General features: G+C 44.8%; 19 protein-coding genes. 14 read left to right on the top strand and 5 right to left on the bottom strand.

Annotated elements, in window-relative coordinates; genetic code table 11:
- Window positions 1–4: 4 nt before the first annotated feature.
- Window positions 5–913 (bottom strand): RluA family pseudouridine synthase, encoded by a 909-nt coding sequence (locus tag MY9_RS05255; protein WP_014663327.1) that lies wholly within the window; start codon window positions 911–913, stop codon window positions 5–7.
- 110 nt (window positions 914–1023) lie between these two features.
- Here MY9_RS05255 and MY9_RS05260 point away from each other — a divergent pair, with 110 nt between their 5' ends.
- The 13 genes from MY9_RS05260 (at window position 1024) to yhdA (ending at window position 15298) form a co-directional block, all read left to right on the top strand.
- Entirely contained in the window at window positions 1024–1419 is a 396-nt protein-coding gene (locus MY9_RS05260) for a YhcU family protein (RefSeq protein WP_014663328.1), read from the top strand.
- A 137-nt stretch (window positions 1420–1556) separates the two neighbouring features.
- On the top strand, window positions 1557–1979 hold the full coding sequence (locus MY9_RS05265; RefSeq protein WP_014663329.1) for a CBS domain-containing protein: 423 nt from the start codon (window positions 1557–1559) through the stop codon (window positions 1977–1979).
- A 125-nt stretch (window positions 1980–2104) separates the two neighbouring features.
- Window positions 2105–2767 (top strand): HAD family hydrolase, encoded by a 663-nt coding sequence (locus tag MY9_RS05270; RefSeq protein ID WP_014663330.1) that lies wholly within the window; start codon window positions 2105–2107, stop codon window positions 2765–2767.
- Between the two features lie 15 nt (window positions 2768–2782).
- Window positions 2783–4324 (top strand): bifunctional GNAT family N-acetyltransferase/carbon-nitrogen hydrolase family protein, encoded by a 1542-nt coding sequence (locus MY9_RS05275; protein WP_014663331.1) that lies wholly within the window; start codon window positions 2783–2785, stop codon window positions 4322–4324.
- Window positions 4325–4690: 366 nt separating this feature from the next.
- The gene (locus tag MY9_RS05280) at window positions 4691–6043 is read left to right on the top strand and encodes an aspartate aminotransferase family protein (protein WP_014663333.1); all 1353 of its coding nucleotides are present in this window, start codon (window positions 4691–4693) and stop codon (window positions 6041–6043) included.
- Window positions 6044–6070: 27 nt separating this feature from the next.
- Window positions 6071–6649, top strand: a complete 579-nt coding sequence (glpP, locus tag MY9_RS05285; RefSeq protein WP_014663334.1) for a glycerol uptake operon antiterminator GlpP — start codon at window positions 6071–6073, stop codon at window positions 6647–6649.
- 178 nt (window positions 6650–6827) lie between these two features.
- Window positions 6828–7652: a glycerol uptake facilitator protein GlpF gene (glpF, locus tag MY9_RS05290; protein ID WP_014663335.1), complete on the top strand. Its 825-nt coding sequence runs from the start codon at window positions 6828–6830 to the stop codon at window positions 7650–7652.
- Between the two features lie 18 nt (window positions 7653–7670).
- Window positions 7671–9161: a glycerol kinase GlpK gene (gene glpK / locus MY9_RS05295; RefSeq protein ID WP_014663336.1), complete on the top strand. Its 1491-nt coding sequence runs from the start codon at window positions 7671–7673 to the stop codon at window positions 9159–9161.
- A gap of 140 nt (window positions 9162–9301) precedes the next feature.
- Window positions 9302–10969, top strand: a complete 1668-nt coding sequence (gene glpD, locus MY9_RS05300; protein ID WP_014663337.1) for a glycerol-3-phosphate dehydrogenase — start codon at window positions 9302–9304, stop codon at window positions 10967–10969.
- Between the two features lie 130 nt (window positions 10970–11099).
- The gene (pgcA, locus tag MY9_RS05305; protein ID WP_014663338.1) at window positions 11100–12845 is read left to right on the top strand and encodes a phosphoglucomutase; all 1746 of its coding nucleotides are present in this window, start codon (window positions 11100–11102) and stop codon (window positions 12843–12845) included.
- A gap of 148 nt (window positions 12846–12993) precedes the next feature.
- Window positions 12994–14133: a two-component system sensor histidine kinase YhcY gene (gene yhcY / locus MY9_RS05310; RefSeq protein WP_014663339.1), complete on the top strand. Its 1140-nt coding sequence runs from the start codon at window positions 12994–12996 to the stop codon at window positions 14131–14133.
- Window positions 14130–14777 (top strand): two-component system response regulator YhcZ, encoded by a 648-nt coding sequence (yhcZ, locus tag MY9_RS05315; protein WP_014663340.1) that lies wholly within the window; start codon window positions 14130–14132, stop codon window positions 14775–14777. Before yhcY ends, yhcZ begins: the two co-directional genes overlap by 4 nt.
- The gene (gene yhdA, locus MY9_RS05320; RefSeq protein WP_014663341.1) at window positions 14774–15298 is read left to right on the top strand and encodes an FMN-dependent NADPH-azoreductase; all 525 of its coding nucleotides are present in this window, start codon (window positions 14774–14776) and stop codon (window positions 15296–15298) included. The genes yhcZ and yhdA overlap by 4 nt, the downstream gene beginning before the upstream one ends.
- Window positions 15299–15312: 14 nt before the next feature.
- Here yhdA and MY9_RS05325 read toward each other — a convergent pair whose 3' ends face one another.
- Window positions 15313–15555 (bottom strand): YhdB family protein, encoded by a 243-nt coding sequence (locus MY9_RS05325; RefSeq protein WP_003224139.1) that lies wholly within the window; start codon window positions 15553–15555, stop codon window positions 15313–15315.
- Between the two features lie 200 nt (window positions 15556–15755).
- On the opposite strand from MY9_RS05325, the gene MY9_RS05330 reads away from it, so the two are divergent.
- Window positions 15756–16079 carry a YqzG/YhdC family protein gene (locus MY9_RS05330; RefSeq protein WP_014476269.1) on the top strand — a complete coding sequence of 108 codons (324 nt, stop codon included), beginning with the start codon at window positions 15756–15758 and terminating at the stop codon, window positions 16077–16079.
- Window positions 16080–16120: 41 nt separating this feature from the next.
- Here MY9_RS05330 and lytF read toward each other — a convergent pair whose 3' ends face one another.
- From lytF to MY9_RS05345, 3 genes are all read right to left on the bottom strand, one after another.
- Window positions 16121–17587, bottom strand: a complete 1467-nt coding sequence (gene lytF, locus MY9_RS05335) for a peptidoglycan endopeptidase LytF (RefSeq protein WP_014663342.1) — start codon at window positions 17585–17587, stop codon at window positions 16121–16123.
- 153 nt (window positions 17588–17740) lie between these two features.
- Window positions 17741–18181, bottom strand: coding sequence for a nitric oxide-sensing transcriptional repressor NsrR (gene nsrR / locus MY9_RS05340; protein ID WP_014663343.1), 441 nt, complete (start codon window positions 18179–18181; stop codon window positions 17741–17743).
- Window positions 18182–18288: 107 nt separating this feature from the next.
- Window positions 18289–19815, bottom strand: a complete 1527-nt coding sequence (locus MY9_RS05345; RefSeq protein ID WP_014663344.1) for a mechanosensitive ion channel — start codon at window positions 19813–19815, stop codon at window positions 18289–18291.
- Window positions 19816–19827: the final 12 nt, after the last annotated feature.

Here is a 19827-nt window from a genome sequence, read left to right on the forward strand (position 1 = left end):
TTCTTTATGAAAAATATGTAGAGCATAGGATTTCTATATCAGCCGGGAAAGGCGCTTCGGCAACAATCAGCTCGCCGGTTATCGGGTGAACGGCCTGTACCTTTTTGGCATGCAGCGCCTGCCTGTTTAACAGCTTGTTCCCGCCTCCGTAAAGCGAGTCTCCTATCAGTGGATGGCCGATGCTCGCCATATGAACACGAATTTGGTGTGTTCTTCCTGTTTCCAGCTCTAATTCAACGAGCGACAGACGCTCTTTCACATTGCTGGCCATTACCTTGAAATGAGTAACGGCTGCTTGCCCGCTGAGTGAAACCCGGCGCCTTGTCGGGTGTGATCGGTCTCTGCCGATCGGTGAATCAATTGTTCCTTTTTTCGTCCGTAGCTTTCCTTCAGCGATGGCGGTATACGTACGCTTCAGCATCTTTTTCTCTAGCTGCTGGTCTAAGATGGCGTGTGCCAGACGATGCTTGGCAAAGACGATAGCGCCAGATGTATCCTGATCCAGACGGTGGACGTGGCGCACCTTACATGTTTCGCCATTTATCTGATAATGATACGCGATCAAATTAGCCAGTGTGCCTGTTTGCCCATCCTCATTCGGGTGCGTCGCTATGCCAGCTGGTTTATTGACGATGAGCATGTGATTGTCCTCAAATAAAATATCAAGCTCTCCATACTCCGGAATGACCGAAGATGCTTCACTTTCCTGAAGATCAATGAACACGCGGTCTCCCTTTTTTACAATCATATTGTTTAAGACGGATTCGTGATTGACCTTTATCTGATGATGTGTCATCCAGTCTTGTATCACAGGTTTAGAAGCTTTGAGCCCTGTTTTGAGTATGGAAAACAGCCATTGGCCGTCCTGTTTTTCATTGATGAGGACCTCAAGCCCTCTGCCTTTTTGTTTCATGTCAAATGGCTCCTTTTCGAAGCGGAAGGCTGCTGTTTCTCATAGGAAACACTTACCTTAGCTTTCGCGTTTTTTTCTGTGCTATTCTTGAGTAAGACTTAGGATATTCGATGGCAAGAAAGGTGATTGACGTGAGAATTGTGAACGCAGCAACTGCAGAACAGGAGAGCTTTATCAAGGAGCTGTCTATGGAGCTGATCCATGATGTATTTCCTCTTTATTTCTCCGAACTGGACATTCAGCGCTTTAAAAAGAAAGGCGTTCTATCTTTAAATAACCATTATTACCAAGGAACATTAAAAGAAGCATTTCAAATTATGGCTTGTCTGCAAATGATACATATTATCCTGACAAAGCCTTCGCCGCACTCTGATGTGAGTGATCAGGCGATTTTTGAAAAAAACAGCAAGATGCTGAATGATTTTGGGATTTATTTTCCGTTTGCTTTTTCTGACTTTCAAAAGAAGGCAAACAAAGCCTTTTTCGGTCACAGAAGGCTGATATAATCAGGTGGCAAGAGCTTTTCTATTTTCAGAAAAGCTCTTTTTTGTATCAGAGAAATCATATCATAAAACCTTTCCTCTAACTCCCTTTTTAAACGGCTCGTGTCTGAACATACTAATGATTGAAAGGGGTGCTGACAATGAGTTCAGTTAAAGATACAATGACAACGCAGGTGGCAACCGTTTCTCCGAATCAAACGATTCAGGAAGCGGCTTCTCTAATGAAACAGCATAACGTCGGGGCGATTCCCGTTGCAGAGCAAGGTGTTTTAAAAGGAATGCTGACTGACCGTGACATTGCATTAAGAACTACAGCTCAGGGCCGTGATGGCCAGACACCCGTTTCAGAAGTGATGTCAACAGAACTCGTATCAGGAAACCCTAATATGAGTCTGGAAGACGCGTCGCAGCTGATGGCCCAGCACCAAATCCGCCGCCTTCCTATTGTAGATCAAAACAATCTAGTCGGGATCGTTGCGCTTGGAGACCTGGCAGTCAATCAGATGTCGAACGAGTCTGCGGGAGCAGCGCTGACAAACATTTCTCACCAAAACATTCATTAAATAGAAAGAGCTTGCAGTGTGCAGGCTCTTTCTTCACATACACCTTACTTTTTGAAAGCAGACTTGTTTCGGGGTATAGTAAATGTATACATATGTCTCAATTCGGACTAAAGGAGTTGTACCGAGTGATTAAAGCGTTAATTTTTGATTTTGACGGACTTATTCTAGATACAGAAACACACGAATATGAGGTCCTTCAGGAAATATTTGAAGAGCACGGCTCAGTGCTGCCGCTATCTGTCTGGGGGAAGGTCATCGGAACTGCAGCGGGATTCCGGCCTTTTGAATATTTAGAAGAGCAGATCGGGAAAAAGCTGAATCATGAAGAGCTCACAAAATTGAGAAGAGAGCGGTTTGCCAAACGCATGGAAACAGAAAAAGCGAGACCTGGTGTCGAAGCGTATTTGAATGCGGCAAAGGATTTAGGCTTAAAAGTAGGCCTTGCTTCCAGCTCCGATTATAAATGGGTGTCGGGCCATTTGAAGCAAATCGGCCTGTTTGATGATTTTGAGGTTATTCAAACGGCGGATGATGTGGAAGAGGTAAAGCCGAATCCTGAGCTCTATTTATTGGCGGCAAAGAATCTCGGGGTATCGCCAGCGGAATGTCTCGCGTTTGAGGATTCTGTCAATGGTTCGATTGCTGCGAAACGCGCAGGAATGAAGTGTGTCATTGTCCCGAATAAAGTAACGGGCACCTTGATGTTTGAAGACTATGATCACAGGCTTGAATCAATGGCGGAAATGGAGCTCGCCCTATTGCTTGATCATCTGAACTCACAAAACTAGAAAGGAGCGAGTAGGTTGTCTGAGAAATTAGATTTGACCCGGTTTGAAAAGAAAATGGTTATCCGCAATATCGAAGAGAAAGACATCGACAAGATTATCGATCTTCAAAAGGACTGCTTTCCGGGGATGGAGCCTTGGAAGCGAGAGCATTTAATCAGCCATTTGGAGCATTTTCCAGACGGGCAGTTTTGTGCAGAATTCGAAGGTGAAATTATCGGTTCTTGCTCAAGTCTCCTGATTAACTTTGATGAATATGATGACCGCCATACGTGGCAGGACATTACCGATGACGGTTATATCACCAACCATAATCCGGACGGCTTGAATATGTACGGAATTGAGGTCATGGTGCATCCGAAATACAGACGGATGAAGATCGGCCATCGTTTATACGAGGCGAGAAAGGATTTAGCGAGACGCTTAAACCTAAAAAGCATCATCATAGGCGGACGGATTCCGAACTATCACAAATATGCAGAGGAAATGACGGCCAGAGAGTATGTTGAACAGGTGACACGCCACCAAATTTACGATCCGGTCCTTTCTTTTCAGCTGATGAACGGCTTTACCCTTATGCGAATTAACCCGAATTATCTCCCGGATGATACAGCTTCGATCAAGTATGCGACGCTGATGGAATGGAATAATGTCGATTATCTTCCGCAGCAGACAAAGCGCTATTATAAGTCAGCGTTCCCTGTGAGAATTTGTGTGATCCAATACGAAATGAAGAAAATTTATTCCTTTGAGGAATTTGCGAATCAAGTAGAATACTATGTCGATGTTGCTTCTGACGCAAGATCTGATTTTGCGGTGTTCCCGGAAATTTTCACAACCCAGCTCATGTCTTTCCTTGAAGAAAGGTCACCGAGCTTGGCGGTACAGAGAATTACCGAGTATACAGAAGATTACATCAGCCTTTTTACTGATTTGGCTGTGAAGTATAACGTCAACATTATCGGCGGGTCCCATTTCGTCGAAGAGGAAGGCAAAATTTATAACATCGCTTACCTGTTCAGACGGGACGGAACGATCGAAAAGCAATATAAACTCCATATTACGCCGAATGAACGCAAATGGTGGGGAATCAGCGCCGGAGACCAGGTTCGCGTGTTTGATACAGACTGCGGAAAAATTGCGATCCAGATCTGTTATGACATTGAATTTCCTGAGCTTGCCCGGATTGCGGCTGACAAAGGCGCCAAAATCATCTTTACGCCATTTTGTACAGAAGACCGTCAAGGCTATTTGCGTGTCAGATACTGTTCGCAGGCTAGGGCGGTTGAAAATCAAATTTATACCGTTATCTCGGGAACGGTTGGAAACCTGCCGCAAACGGAAAACATGGATATCCAATACGCCCAGTCAGGCATCTTTGCCCCGTCTGATTTTGAATTCGCCCGAGACGGTATTGTCGGCGAAACAAACCCGAATATTGAAATGGTCGTCATCGGTGATGTTGACTTGGAAATTCTCAGAAGACAACGCCAAAACGGCACAGTGCGCCAGCTAAAAGACAGACGGCGTGATATTTATCATATTCACTATAAGAAATAATCCGGAAACCCGCCTGAATTGGCGGGTTTTTTTAAAACAAAAGCGGATTGATACGTTTTCTTTAAAGTAAATTGTATATTGGAAGGCGCTTTATGAAGTTTCTTCCAATTCCCTATATCATACAGAAAACGGCTAGGTTTCACATGGCTATTGCAATAGCTGTCCAAGTCGTTTCGTGTGCGACCTTTATCAATACAATGCTGCATCCTCTTTCTTCATGAGGAAAGAGGACGTTTTATTATTCACAAGGTTTATTGACTCTGACCCCGTCTGGCTTTATATTGAAGGCAGGGAAATCATCACCAAGACATCACATAAAGAGAAGGTCTGTTTCAATGAATTGGCATTTTAGGGTACGCTAATGAAATGGAGATGATGGGGATGGAAAACATTCAGCAAAATCAGGGATTAAAGCAAAAAGATGAGCAATTTGTGTGGCATGCCATGAAGGGAGCGCATCAAGCGGAAAGCCTGATTGCCCAGAAGGCTGAGGGGGCCTGGGTAACCGACATAGACGGACGACGCTATTTGGATGCGATGTCCGGTTTGTGGTGCGTCAATATTGGTTACGGCAGAAAGGAGCTTGCGGAGGCTGCCTATGAGCAATTAAAGGAGCTGCCTTATTACCCGTTAACGCAAAGTCACGCACCCGCAATTCAACTGGCGGAAAAGCTGAATGAATGGCTTGGCGGCGATTATGTGATCTTTTTTTCCAACAGCGGATCGGAAGCTAACGAAACTGCTTTTAAAATTGCCCGCCAGTACCATCTGCAAAATGGCGATCACAGCCGTTATAAATTCATCTCAAGATATCGGGCATACCACGGCAATACATTGGGAGCGCTCTCAGCTACCGGACAGGCGCAGCGGAAATATAAATACGAGCCTTTAAGCCAAGGGTTCCTGCATGCAGCTCCGCCGGATATATACCGGAATCCTGATGATGCTGATACGCTTGAAAGCGCAAATGAAATCGACCGCATCATGACATGGGAATTAAGCGAAACGATTGCTGGGGTCATTATGGAGCCCATCATTACAGGCGGAGGCATCCTAATGCCGCCGGACGGATATATGAAGAAGGTGGAGGACATTTGCCGGCGCCACGGAGCTCTTTTGATTTGCGATGAAGTGATCTGCGGATTTGGACGGACAGGCGAGCCGTTCGGGTTTATGCACTACGGCGTGAAGCCTGATATCATTACGATGGCGAAGGGGATCACAAGCGCGTACCTGCCATTGTCAGCTACTGCTGTGAAACGGGACATTTTCGAAGCGTATCAGGGAGAAGCTCCTTATGACCGTTTCCGCCACGTGAACACGTTCGGCGGAAGCCCGGCTGCCTGTGCCTTGGCATTGAAAAACCTGCAAATTATGGAGGACGAACAGCTGATTCAGCGCTCACGCGATCTTGGAGCAAAGCTTTTAGGTGAGCTTCAAGCTCTGAGAGAACACCCGGCAGTCGGAGACGTCAGAGGAAAAGGGCTGCTGATCGGAATCGAACTCGTCAAAGATAAATTAACCAAAGAGCCGGCTGATGCTGACAAAGTAAATCAAGTGGTTGCGGCATGCAAAGAAAAAGGGCTGATTATCGGCAAAAACGGAGATACAGTTGCCGGCTACAACAACGTCATCCAGCTCGCACCGCCATTTTGCCTGACAGAAGAGGACCTTTCCTTTATCGTGAAAACGGTGAAAGAAAGCTTTCAAACGATATAATATAAAAGTGATTGATTAAAGGAGCACATGATGAGTTTTCACAACCAGCCGATCTTACCGGCTATTCGCAATATGAAGCAATTTGATGAGTTTTTGAACAGTTCATTCTCTTACGGTGTTATTCTTGATATTCATCTCGGCCAGCTGAAGGGCGTGATCAGAGAAGCGCAAAAGCATGGAAAGAACATGATGGTGCACGTCGATCTCATTCAAGGGATTAAGCATGACGAATACGGAGCGGAATTTATATGTCAGGATATCAAGCCCGCTGGGATTATTTCAACAAGATCGAACGTGATTGCCAAAGCGAAGCAGAAGAAAATTTATGCCATTCAACGCCTGTTTTTGCTTGATACAAGCGCGATGGAGAAAAGTATGGAGTTTATCGGCAAACATAAGCCTGACTTCATCGAAGTGCTTCCCGGCATCGTTCCGTCACTCATTCAGGAAATAAAGGAGAAAACGGGGATTCCCATCTTTGCCGGCGGCTTCATCCGTACGGAAGAGGATGTAGAGCAGGCATTGAAAGCGGGGGCTGTAGCTGTCACAACATCCAATACCAAATTGTGGAAAAAATATGAAAACTTTTTGACAGAAAGTGATTGACACCGCTTTCATACACTGATACAATTGCACTAGGTTAATACATTGTGATGGAGAACTCGGAGACCACAGCAGCTCTTTACGGCAAATGTTTATGCACCCGTAAAGCGGTTTGTTGTGGTTTTTTTATTCTCTTCTTCTCTATCATGCTTTTTAATCGTGACTTTAGGAGGAATGTGCTATGACAGCATTTTGGGGAGAAGTCATCGGTACGATGCTGCTTATTATTTTTGGTGCAGGTGTTTGTGCAGGTGTCAATTTAAAGAAATCGCTTTCATTCCAGTCTGGCTGGATTGTTGTTGTATTTGGATGGGGATTGGGTGTTGCCATGGCGGCTTACGCGGTAGGCGGTATCAGCGGCGCCCATTTGAATCCGGCGCTAACGATAGCGCTTGCATTTGTTGGGGATTTTCCATGGAAAGAGGTTCCGGTTTATATTGCGGCGCAAATGATCGGAGCGATCATCGGTGCGGTGATTATTTATCTGCATTACCTGCCGCATTGGAAGTCAACAGATGATCCCGCTGCCAAGCTGGGTGTTTTCTCAACAGGACCAAGCATTCCGCATACATTTGCAAACGTTTTAAGCGAAGTGATTGGGACATTTGTCCTTGTGCTTGGAATCTTGGCCATTGGGGCAAATCAATTTACAGAAGGACTTAATCCTTTAATCGTCGGTTTCCTCATTGTAGCGATCGGTATTTCTCTAGGGGGCACCACCGGCTATGCCATTAATCCTGCGCGTGACTTAGGTCCGCGGATCGCCCACGCATTTCTTCCGATTCCGGGAAAGGGCTCATCAAACTGGAAATACGCATGGGTTCCGGTATTCGGCCCGATTTTAGGCGGATCGTTCGGGGGCGTATTTTACAACGCTGCATTTAAAGGGCACATCACGAGCAGTTTCTGGATTGTAAGCGTTATATTGGTTGTGGTATTGTTAGGACTCTATGTCTATACGAAATCACATTCTGCTAAAACATTATCAAATTCAAAATATATTTAATCAAAGGGGAGACATCTTATGGAAACGTACATTTTATCCTTAGATCAGGGGACAACAAGTTCAAGAGCGATTCTGTTTAATAAAGAAGGCAAAATCGTTCACTCCGCTCAAAAGGAATTTACACAATACTTCCCGAATCCTGGCTGGGTTGAGCATAATGCCAATGAAATTTGGGGCTCTGTGCTCGCGGTTATCGCGTCAGTCATCTCTGAATCAGGAATCAGCGCTTCTCAAATTGCGGGCATCGGCATCACGAACCAGCGCGAGACGACGGTTGTGTGGGATAAAGATACAGGCAGTCCTGTCTATAATGCAATTGTTTGGCAGTCCAGACAGACGTCCGGCATTTGTGAGCAACTTCGTGAAAAAGGATATAATGATAAATTCAGAGAAAAAACTGGGCTTTTAATCGATCCATACTTCTCCGGCACGAAGGTGAAGTGGATTTTAGATAATGTGGAAGGCGCAAGAGAAAAAGCGGAAAAAGGCGAGCTGCTGTTCGGAACGATTGATACATGGCTCATTTGGAAAATGTCAGGCGGAAAAGCGCATGTGACCGATTACTCCAATGCCTCCAGAACGCTGATGTTTAATATTTACGATTTAAAATGGGACGATGAACTGCTCGACATTTTAGGCATACCGAAATCCATGCTCCCTGAAGTGAAGCCGTCTTCCCATGTGTATGCGGAGACTGTTGATTATCATTTCTTCGGAAAAAATATCCCGATTGCGGGAGCGGCAGGCGACCAGCAGTCCGCATTGTTCGGCCAAGCGTGCTTTGAAGAAGGCATGGGAAAAAACACATACGGCACTGGATGTTTCATGCTGATGAATACCGGGGAAAAAGCAATTAAGTCCGAACACGGGCTTTTGACGACAATCGCTTGGGGCATTGACGGAAAAGTGAACTATGCGTTAGAAGGAAGCATTTTTGTCGCAGGCTCTGCCATCCAGTGGCTTAGAGACGGATTGAGAATGTTCCAGGATTCATCGCTAAGCGAATCTTATGCAGAAAAAGTAGATTCAACTGACGGCGTGTATGTCGTTCCGGCATTTGTCGGACTGGGAACGCCTTACTGGGACAGCGATGTGCGCGGTTCGGTTTTCGGCCTGACAAGAGGGACAACAAAAGAGCACTTTATCCGTGCGACACTGGAGTCATTGGCTTATCAGACAAAAGATGTGCTTGACGCAATGGAAGCAGATTCAAACATTTCATTAAAGACGCTTCGTGTAGACGGAGGAGCTGTGAAAAACAATTTCCTGATGCAGTTCCAGGGAGATCTGCTGAATGTTCCTGTGGAGCGTCCGGAAATTAATGAAACGACTGCACTTGGCGCGGCTTATTTGGCAGGTATCGCTGTGGGATTCTGGAAGGACCGTTCTGAAATCGCGAACCAGTGGAATCTGGATAAACGGTTTGAACCTGAATTAGAAGAAGAAAAACGAAATGAGCTGTATAAAGGCTGGCAAAAAGCCGTGAAAGCAGCTATGGCTTTTAAATAATGCAATACTATGGTATAATGGTTACAAGTTAATAAGAACGGTCCTGAGACGAGGAGAGACCACAGCACCAAAGTGTAAGCATGCACTTTGGCTGTTGTGGTCTCTTTTTCTATTTACCGTGACAACAAGGAGGAAACGTAATGATGAAACATCAATTTTCAAGTCTTGAAAGAGATCGCATGCTGACAGACATGACGAAAAAAACATATGATCTATTTATTATCGGAGGAGGAATTACAGGAGCGGGAACAGCTCTTGACGCGGCATCAAGGGGTATGAAGGTCGCACTAAGCGAAATGCAGGACTTTGCGGCGGGGACATCAAGCCGATCAACGAAGCTGGTACATGGCGGCTTGCGCTATTTAAAGCAATTTGAAGTGAAAATGGTCGCTGAGGTAGGGAAAGAGCGGGCGATTGTGTATGAAAACGGTCCGCATGTCACTACACCGGAATGGATGCTGCTGCCGTTTCATAAAGGCGGCACATTCGGTTCATTTACAACATCCATCGGGTTACGAGTGTATGACTTCCTTGCAGGTGTGAAAAAGTCAGAACGAAGAAGCATGCTTTCAGCAAAAGAAACGCTGCAAAAAGAGCCTTTGGTGAAAAAAGACGGCTTAAAAGGCGGCGGGTACTATGTGGAATACCGCACTGACGACGCGAGACTGACAATCGAAGTCATGAAGGAAGCGGTGAAATTCGGGGCAGAACCTGTGAATTACTCCAAAGTGAAGGAGCTTCTTTACGAAAAAGGCAAAGCCGTCGGCGTATTAATGGAAGATGTGCTGACAAAGAAAGAATATAAAGTGTATGCGAAAAAAATTGTCAATGCGACAGGTCCTTGGGTCGATCAGCTCAGAGAAAAAGACCATTCGAAAAACGGAAAGCATTTGCAGCATACAAAAGGCATTCACCTTGTATTTGACCAGTCTGTCTTTCCGCTCAAACAGGCTGTATATTTTGATACACCTGATGGCCGGATGGTATTTGCGATTCCTCGTGAAGGCAAAACATACGTGGGAACAACAGACACTGTTTACAAAGAGGCGCTGGAGCATCCGCGGATGACAACGGAGGATCGTGATTATGTCATCAATTCAATCAATTATATGTTCCCGGAACTGAATATCACTGCGAATGACATCGAATCCAGCTGGGCAGGGCTGCGTCCGCTGATTCATGAAGAAGGCAAAGATCCTTCTGAAATTTCACGGAAAGACGAGATTTGGACATCTGACTCAGGCTTGATCACCATTGCCGGCGGAAAACTGACTGGATACAGAAAAATGGCGGAGCACATCGTTGATCTTGTGCGTGACCGCTTAAAAGAAGAAGGCGCAAAGGATTTTGGCCCATGTAAAACGAAAAACATGCCAATCTCAGGCGGGCACGTCGGCGGTTCGAAAAATCTCATGTCCTTCGTTACCGCGAAAACAAAAGAAGGAATTGCAGCCGGTTTATCAGAAAAAGACGCAAAACAGCTGGCGATCAGATACGGCTCTAACGTAGATCGCGTCTTTGACCGGATAGAAGCGCTGAAAGATGAGGCCGCGAAACGCAACATTCCGGTTCATATTCTTGCTGAGGCAGAATACAGTATAGAAGAAGAGATGACTGCAACCCCTGCAGACTTCTTTGTCCGCAGAACGGGACGTTTATTCTTTGATATCAATTGGGTAAGAACATATAAAGATGCCGTTATTGATTTTATGAGCGAGCGATTCCAATGGGATGAGCAGACGAAAAACAAACATACAGAAAACCTCAACATGCTTTTACACGATGCGGTTGTGCCGCTTGAACAATAAACAATACGGGCTGTCTGCAGCCCGTTATTTCTTTTTACGTGCCGAAAGTGCCAGATCTCAGGTTATCAAGTGACAGAGGCACCCGCTTCATATAAAATAATGGCATAAGCTGATACATAGGAGGACGAACATGACTTGGAGAAAGAGCTATGAACGCTGGAAACAAACAGAACATTTAGATCCGGAATTAAAAGAGCGCCTCACTGAATTAGAGGGGAATGAACAGGCTCTTGAGGACTGTTTCTATAAAGACCTTGAATTCGGTACCGGCGGAATGCGCGGAGAAATCGGCGCTGGGACGAATCGGATGAATATTTACACTGTGCGCAAAGCATCAGCTGGGTTTGCGGCATACATCTCGAAGCAGGGTGAGGAAGCAAAAAAACGGGGCGTTGTCATTGCTTATGATTCTCGCCATAAATCGCCGGAATTTGCGATGGAAGCGGCAAAAACACTTGCGACACAAGGCATCCAAACATACGTTTTTGATGAGCTTCGCCCGACGCCAGAGCTGTCATTCGCTGTCAGACAGCTAAACGCTTATGGAGGGATTGTGGTAACAGCAAGCCATAACCCGCCTGAATATAACGGCTACAAAGTATACGGTGATGATGGCGGCCAGCTGCCTCCGAAGGAAGCGGACATCGTCATTGAACAGGTAAACGCGATTGAAAATGAGCTGACAATCACAGTGGACGAAGAAAATGCGTTAAAAGAAAAAGGCTTAATCAAGATCATCGGTGAAGACATTGATAAAGTTTATACAGAAAAACTGACGTCCATTTCTGTCCATCCTGAATTATCAAAAGAAGTAGATGTAAAGGTTGTTTTCACACCGCTGCATGGAACTGCGAATAAACCGGTCAGACGCGGCCTTGAAGCGCTCGGCTACAAAAATGTAACGGTAGTCAAAGAACAGGAACTGCCTGATCCAAACTTTTCCACTGTTACATCGCCAAACCCGGAAGAGCATGCGGCATTCGAATATGCCATTAAGCTTGGGGAGGAGCAGCATGCAGATATTCTCATTGCGACAGACCCTGATGCTGACCGCCTCGGCATCGCGGTGAAAGACGATCAAGGCAAATATACAGTGCTGACAGGAAACCAAACCGGAGCGCTGCTGCTTCATTACCTGCTTTCTGAAAAGAAAAAACAAGGCATCCTGCCAAATAACGGTGTTGTTCTCAAAACGATTGTCACAAGCGAAATCGGCCGTGCCGTAGCTTCATCATTCGGCCTTGATACGATTGATACGCTGACAGGCTTCAAGTTTATCGGTGAAAAGATCAAGGAATACGAGGCATCAGGCCAGTATACCTTCCAATTCGGTTATGAAGAGAGCTACGGTTATTTAATCGGCGATTTTGCCCGCGATAAGGACGCCATTCAGGCTGCGCTTTTGGCAGTTGAAGTTTGCGCGTTTTATAAAAAGCAGGGAATGTCATTATATGAAGCCCTTATCAATCTCTTTAACGAGTATGGTTTTTATCGTGAAGGGCTGAAATCTCTGACACTGAAAGGAAAACAAGGGGCAGAGCAAATTGAAGCGATACTTGCTTCCTTCAGAAAAAATCCGCCGCAGAAAATGGCCGGCAAACAGGTTGTTACAGCAGAAGATTACGCTGTAAGCAAACGGACGCTTCTGACTGAAAACAAAGAAGAAGCCATCGACTTGCCAAAATCAAATGTGCTGAAATACTTCCTGGAAGACGGGTCTTGGTTCTGTCTTCGTCCTTCTGGAACAGAGCCAAAAGTGAAATTCTATTTCGCCGTAAAAGGGTCATCTTTGGAAGACAGTGAAAAGCGTCTTGCCGCCCTTTCTGAGGATGTAATGAAAACGGTAGATGAAATTGTTGAGTCAACGAAAAAATAATTAAACTATCAGCCGGATCATTGTAAATGATCCGGTTTTTTCTTTTTCTCATCCAAAAGTCTGAAAGAAAATCATTCCACATACGAAGTAATGAAATACAAAAAACTGGTATAATCTTAAATACAAGATTAATGCCGGAGTGAGAAACGTGAGCAAAACGAGGATGGAGAAATTAAAAACGCTGAAAACGATTGCGGAAACCTTAAATCAAGGACACGATATCAATGCAACACTAGATGAGGTTTTAAAGGAATTGCTGAGTCTGACAAATCTTCAATCCGGATGGATTTTTCTGATCGAAGAAGATGGATCCTATACGTTAGCGGCCGACGCTTTTCTGCCTCCCGCTTTAAGCCGCAGGGAAAAAGTGCTGATGTGCGAAGGGGAGTGTTACTGCCTGACAAAATTCAATAACGGAGGGCTTAGAAGGGCTGCTAATATCATGAACTGCAAACGCATCGAATCAGCCGAAGAACTGCATTGTTTTGACACAGAAGGGATTACGCATCATGCAACTGTGCCTTTAGAAGACGGGGACAGGAGATTCGGATTGTTAAATGTAGCGGCGGCCGGAAAAACCATGTTTGATGAGGAAGAGCTGCATTTACTCGAGTCTGTCGCCTTTCAGATCGGAACGGCAATCCAGCGTATGAGGCTTTCCGAATATAAACAAAAAAATGCTCTTTTAATGGAGCGTAACCGCCTCGCTCAGGAGCTTCACGATTCTGTCAATCAAATGCTGTTTTCCGTCAGTTTAACTGCCAAAGCTGCAAAGACACTAACAAAAGACGAGCAGTTGCAGCAGATGATTGATTTCATTCAAAACCTATCACAGGACGCCCTCGCGGAAATGAAAGCGTTAATTTGGCAGCTTCGCCCTGGAGGATTGGAGAAAGGGCTGGCTGAAGCCATAAAAAGCTATGGCGCGCTTATTGGATTGAAGGTCATGTTTACCCAAAAAGGCTGCCCTGTTCTGACTGATGAACAGGAGCATATGCTATGGCGTGTCGTACAGGAAGCATTAAATAACTGCAAAAAGCATGCCGGAACAGATACGGCGTATGTCAGTCTGACTGCTGCTTTGGGCCATGCGGAGCTGGATATTATCGATCATGGGGCGGGGTTTTGTTATGAAGCGCATGCCGGTCTGCCTTCACTTGGCATCAAGGGCATGAAAGAACGAGCGGAAAAAGCCGGCGCGAAGTTTCGGATTGATTCAGCGCTTGGAGCGGGAACAAAGCTGTCCATCAGGCTTCCGCTATCAAGCCAAAAAGGAGGGACGGAATGAAAATTGTCATTGCTGATGACCACCATGTTGTCAGAAAGGGTCTGCGTTTTTTCTTTGCCACCCAGGATGATATTGAAGTGGCCGGGGAAGCCGCAACTGGAATAGAAGCTCTCCGCGTCATCGAAGAGACAAAGCCGGATCTTGTTCTAATGGATCTGTCCATGCCCGAGATGGATGGCATTCAAGCCATTAAAAAAGCAATACAGCAATTTCCTAAGATTAAAATTATTGTGCTAACGAGCTACTCTGATCAGGAGCACGTGATCCCCGCTCTTCAGGCAGGTGCGAAGGCGTATCAATTAAAGGATACTGAGCCCGAGGAATTGGTGAAAACATTAAGACAAGTGCATGCTGGCGAATACAAGCTTTCTTCAGCTATTATGCCCCATGTGCTGACACATATGAAAAATCAGCACGACCCGGAAAAAGAAAAATATTATCAATTAACAAGAAGGGAAAAAGACGTTCTGACTGAAATCGCGAACGGGAAAAGCAATAAAGAAATCGCAGCAGCCTTGTTTATTTCAGAAAAAACAGTGAAAACCCATGTATCGAATCTGTTAGCAAAACTTGAAGTGGCCGATCGCACGCAAGCAGCGCTTTTCGCAGTGAAATATAACTTGAATGGAGAGATCTCGAAATGAACATGTTAGTCATAAATGGCACGCCAAGAAAACATGGCAGAACAAGAATTGCAGCATCCTATATTTCCGCACTGTATCACACGGATTTGATTGATCTTAGCGAGTTTGTATTGCCGATTTTTAATGGTGAAGCGGATCAGTCTGAGCTGTTGCAGGTACAGGAGCTTAAGCAACGCGTTACTAAAGCGGATGCGATTGTATTATTATCGCCTGAATATCACAGCGGCATGAGCGGCGCTTTAAAAAATGCCTTGGATTTTCTTAGCAGTGAACAATTCAAATATAAGCCCGTTGCATTATTGGCAGTGGCGGGGGGCGGAAAAGGCGGCATCAATGCGCTGAACAATATGAGAACTGTGATGCGGGGTGTCTACGCCAATGTCATTCCGAAGCAGCTGGTGCTTGATCCGGTGCATATTGATGTTGAACATGCTACAGTGGCTGAAAATATTAAGGAAAGCTTAAAAGAGCTTGTCGAAGAACTCAGCATGTTCGCAAAAGCAGGAAATCCCGGCGTCTAAACGCCGGGATTTGTTTATGTGAGCAGGGCTAATTGATCTTCATAAGTCAGCTCTGTGGCATGATCTATATAACGGAGAAGGGAATACAGCATCTTTTCTAAAACGGCGTAATCCTGTTCAAAATGATACGCATGCAGAAAATGCTCGATTCGTTTTGACAACAAATCATCCTCTGTACGCACCATTAAAATTAATAAATTATCCCATTGAGAACGATGGGTGTAATAAAGCGCTTTATCATAATCGGCATAATCCATGAATCGCTTCTCCTTTCTTGGATGAGAAGTTCATGATTAGTTTATGCCGCATCCTCTGTTATTGACGGGGCAAAACTTGGCGTCTGCGGCAGTAAAGGGGTAGCAATATGAGGGAGACATAAAATCAAAATGCCTGAATGAAGATAGCGCTTTTGGTAAACCTATGAGGGAACATATTCTTGGTACAGGAGACTGTAAATATGAAATCTCTGCCGTATACCATCGCGCTTCTTTTTTGCGGATTGATCATCGTGTCAATGGCTGCAAAAGGTCATTCAACGGACACAAACGAATCCGTTCAAAAGTGGGAACAGCTTGCCTGGAGCAAAATTCAGGATGAATATAAGGGCGCTTCATTTTCTGACTATGCTTATATGGGGCGGACCGAGGTGAATGATCAGCAGACGAAAGATGTCTTTCGGGTGACAGTCAGACAGAAAGATGACACTTTTTCTGTTCGGGCCGAAGTCTATTTTCATCCGGTGACAAATCATATGATCAGCATCAACGTCTTTAGGCTCTAATAAAAAACTGTACAGCCGTTAAGGCCGCACAGTTTCTGTTTTTAGAAATATCGTTTTGCACCGAGATAGCGCTGTTTCCAGTAAGAGTTGTTCATATTGGAAATGACAACTCCGGAATCGTTGGCATTTATGAATTCCCCGTTTCCTAGGTAAACTCCAACGTGGGAAGGGCCGGCTTTATATGTTGTAAAGAAAACGAAATCTCCGACAGCAGGCTGGCTGACGGGCTTCATTGTGTTCCAATATCCAGCTGCCGTTAATCTAGATACGGATGTGACTTTGTTCAGTACATAGTAAATGAATCCGCTGCAGTCAAACCCGGATGGTGTCGTGCCTCCCCATCGATACGGAACCCCAATCTGCTCTTTAGCGGCGGCAATCATTGTGTTAATCTTCGCGCTCGTTGAGATGGTGGTGTTTGAAGAACCGGAGGAAGACGACGATGATGATGCTTTTCCGGTAATGACCAGCTTTTGGCCAACCTGCAAGACATCCGTTTTTAAATTGTTTTTCTCCCGGATCTGCTGAGCTGTTACATTAAATTTCTGAGCAATCACCCACAAGGAATCACCGCTTTTCACCGTGTATGTAGTCGTCGTGCCTGAGCTTGCATTTGACGAAGAAGACGACGATGATGAAGTGCCTGAAGATGCTTTACCTGTCAGCTTCAGTACTTGTCCAACATAAAGCACATCTGATTTCAGATTGTTGACATTTCGGATTTGCTGTACAGTCAGGTTATAGTTGTTTGCGATTTTCCAAAGTGAATCACCGCTTTTTACAGTATATTTCGTTGTTGCCGAATTTTGGTTCGGTTTGGATGAAGTGTCTTTGGAAGACGTATCAGAGCCGCTTGATTTTGTTTTCAACACCTGATTCACGTAAATGGTGTCTGATTTTAAGTTGTTCAAGACCTTCAATTCAGCAATGGACATATTGACTTTGTTTGCAATTTTCCAAAGTGAATCTCCAAGCTGCACCTTATATGTTCCCGTAGCAGATGAAGAACTTGAGCTCTTATTAGAACTGCTTTTTGAACTGGAGCTTGAGCTTTTATTAGAGTTGCTTTTTGTACTGGAACTAGAGCTTGAAGAAACTGTGCCGGACACCTTTAATTTCTGCCCCGCACGAATCAAATCGCTGCTTAGTCCGTTTAATTTCTTCAGTTCCTGCACCGTCATTTTATACTCATTTGCGATCAGCCAAAGTGAATCGCCGCTTTTCACAGTGTAAACAGAACTTCCGCTCTTCTTGGTTGTTGAGCTTGAAGTAGATGAAGTGCCGGAATTGCTGCCAGGAATGGTAAGCGTCTGGCCGATCGACAGAACAGTAGTCGAAAGATGATTGGCGGATGTGAGGGCCGCCACACTTGTGTTGTAGGTTTGGGCCAGTTTCCATAAAGAATCTCCGCTTTTGACCTTAATCGTTGCTGCTTCAGCTGGTGTTACTGCTAAAGTTGTGCCGACAATCGCAGATGCTGTCAGCCCTGCTGCTAATTTCTTTTTCATCTTAGCTCTCCTTTTTCCCCCAATGATTTTGAATTTGCTGTTTCTTTTTTATATCGGCACATTTTTCTTATCGTTTTGCCTTTTTTAAAAAATAGCTATATTATCTTAATACAAAAGGGGCAAAAGGGCACAAAAAAAGAAGGAATCATGGATCTATTCCTTCATTTTTAAAAGCTTCATGATATCTTCTTTGTTTTTGACGAGGTCGCGCAGTGTATATTTGTCTAAAACCGCAAGATAGGCCAAAAGCGCTTCATTAAGCACATGTTTTAAGCCGCACACCGGGGAAATAATGCAGAGATTCTTGTTCGCATCAAAACATTCAACAATATTAAAATCGTCCTCCGTTTTTCTGACAACCTCACCGATGTTGATGTCTTCAGGGGACATGCCTAATCGTATGCCGCCACCTCGTCCGCGTATCGTTTCTACGTAGCCGAGCTGGCCGAGCCTGTAAATGACTTTCATAAGATGATTTTTTGAAATAGAATACGTTTCAGCGATTTGCTTTATATTTGAAAGTTCTCCGGGACGCTCTGCAGCCAGAAAAATCAACACTCTTAATGAATAATCTGTATAATTGGTTAACTTCATAATAAGACCTCAGAATAAGACATTTTCTATATCTTATCATAATCGATTGAAAAATGAAAAAAAAGGAATTAAAAAACATGCACCCTGCTGGGTGCATGTTCTTTTGTTTACATGTCATTTGGCGGATTTTGGTTTTGGCCGTTTTTTTCAATTTCGGTGTTTTGCATTTTGCGTTCAAATGTAGACAGATAACGTGATGCAAAATCTTTTCCGCCAAGGCCGAAGGATAAACCAAAAGCGAGTGCGAAGCCGCTAAGAACGATGATGAACGCGGAATTGACAATTGTCGCAGCGACACCAAGCTGATCCAGGGCCATAAAGAAAGCAAGTGCGATAATGGTGTATTTAGCGATGGCCGCTAAAGATTTGAATTCCTTGCCTTTTATCATGCTTGCGAGCACTTTCCGCACCAATTCCCCGGCGTAAAGGCCGATTCCGAGAATGAATACGGCGACAAGGACATTCGGCAGATACGCGATGATGCCAGTCGCAATTTCTACGAGGAAGTGCAGCCGAACAATTTGAAGCGCCTCGGCTGTAAACAGCAGAATGACAATGATTTGCGCAATCAAACCGACAACTTGAGACAAGGACAGCTTTGCAGACGTTCCGGCTTCCATGCCAATTTTTCCTAAGACAGAATCAAAGCCTGCGCGATGGAGCAGTCCGGACACCATGGATTTCACCCATTTTCCTGCCCACATACCCGCTAAAACAAGCACGATGGCAATCATGATGTTCGGAAGCATGTTTAAAATCGTATTCAGCATAGAGACAGCCGGTTTTGAAATGCCGGCGACATTCAGCTGATCCAGCGCTGAAATGACCACCGGAATCATAATCAGCACATAAGCGATTGTTCCGATGACTGCAGAAAGGCTTGTATCTTTTAAGTAAATGGATAAACCCATACGTGCCGCGAATCTTTCCGTGCCGATGCTTGCAAGGAAATTCGTAACGATATCACGTACAAGGCGGGCAACAAGCCAGCCGATTAATACGATAAGCGCCGCTGCAAATAATTTCGGCAGAAAAGCGAGCACGCTTTCCATCATATTTGTAAAAGGGCCTGAAATGCCGCTTATTTTTAAAGAAGATAAGACCCCTGGCAGGAAAACAAGCAGCACGAGATAAAAGACAATTTGTGAAGCGGTATTGACAGCCTGATGAATATCTTTTCCTTCAGACACCAAATTCCACTTGCGCAGTTTGTCACTCGTGTTCAGCTTCATCCCGATTTTTTTGACAAGGAAGCTCAAAACAGAGGCTGCAGCCCATCCTACCAGCAGAATGAGTCCGGCTTTCAGCACGCTTGGGATCGCCGCTGCAATCGCCGACAGCATACTGACAAATGGTGATGCCACTGTTGTCAGGTGCAAAATGTTAAAGAATAAAATAAAGACGATGATCAATGCGATAAAATAAACGACTTTGCTTATGACTTTTTCCGAGGAATAGCGTGAAGGCTTTTTCCCGGCAAAGAGCTTGTCATCGATTTTTGTTTTGCTGAGTCCTTTGTATACCGCTTTTTCAATGATTTTAGCGATAGCCCATCCTATTAATAAGACAAGTAAAGCAATAATTACGTTTGGCAGCTTACTGAGATAAGAAGAAAGCACGTCTGCTACATTCAATTGGTATCGCTC

The organism is Bacillus sp. JS (genome assembly GCF_000259365.1).
GTDB lineage: Bacteria > Bacillota > Bacilli > Bacillales > Bacillaceae > Bacillus > Bacillus stercoris.

Excerpts from the sequence above, each read along its gene's own strand:
- MY9_RS05325 (WP_003224139.1), bottom strand. The coding sequence starts at position 15,555 with ATGGATTATGCCGATTATGATAAAGCGCTTTATTACACCCATCGTTCT.
- MY9_RS05265 (WP_014663329.1), top strand. The coding sequence starts at position 1,557 with ATGAGTTCAGTTAAAGATACAATGACAACGCAGGTGGCAACCGTTTCT.
- pgcA (WP_014663338.1), top strand. The coding sequence starts at position 11,100 with ATGACTTGGAGAAAGAGCTATGAACGCTGGAAACAAACAGAACATTTA.
- MY9_RS05330 (WP_014476269.1), top strand. The coding sequence starts at position 15,756 with ATGAAATCTCTGCCGTATACCATCGCGCTTCTTTTTTGCGGATTGATC.
- MY9_RS05280 (WP_014663333.1), top strand. The coding sequence starts at position 4,691 with ATGGAGATGATGGGGATGGAAAACATTCAGCAAAATCAGGGATTAAAG.
- glpD (WP_014663337.1), top strand. The coding sequence starts at position 9,302 with ATGATGAAACATCAATTTTCAAGTCTTGAAAGAGATCGCATGCTGACA.
- MY9_RS05255 (WP_014663327.1), bottom strand. The coding sequence starts at position 913 with ATGAAACAAAAAGGCAGAGGGCTTGAGGTCCTCATCAATGAAAAACAG.
- glpP (WP_014663334.1), top strand. The coding sequence starts at position 6,071 with ATGATGAGTTTTCACAACCAGCCGATCTTACCGGCTATTCGCAATATG.
- yhdA (WP_014663341.1), top strand. The coding sequence starts at position 14,774 with ATGAACATGTTAGTCATAAATGGCACGCCAAGAAAACATGGCAGAACA.
- lytF (WP_014663342.1), bottom strand. The coding sequence starts at position 17,587 with ATGAAAAAGAAATTAGCAGCAGGGCTGACAGCATCTGCGATTGTCGGC.
- nsrR (WP_014663343.1), bottom strand. The coding sequence starts at position 18,181 with ATGAAGTTAACCAATTATACAGATTATTCATTAAGAGTGTTGATTTTT.
- glpK (WP_014663336.1), top strand. The coding sequence starts at position 7,671 with ATGGAAACGTACATTTTATCCTTAGATCAGGGGACAACAAGTTCAAGA.
- yhcZ (WP_014663340.1), top strand. The coding sequence starts at position 14,130 with ATGAAAATTGTCATTGCTGATGACCACCATGTTGTCAGAAAGGGTCTG.
- glpF (WP_014663335.1), top strand. The coding sequence starts at position 6,828 with ATGACAGCATTTTGGGGAGAAGTCATCGGTACGATGCTGCTTATTATT.
- MY9_RS05260 (WP_014663328.1), top strand. The coding sequence starts at position 1,024 with ATGGCAAGAAAGGTGATTGACGTGAGAATTGTGAACGCAGCAACTGCA.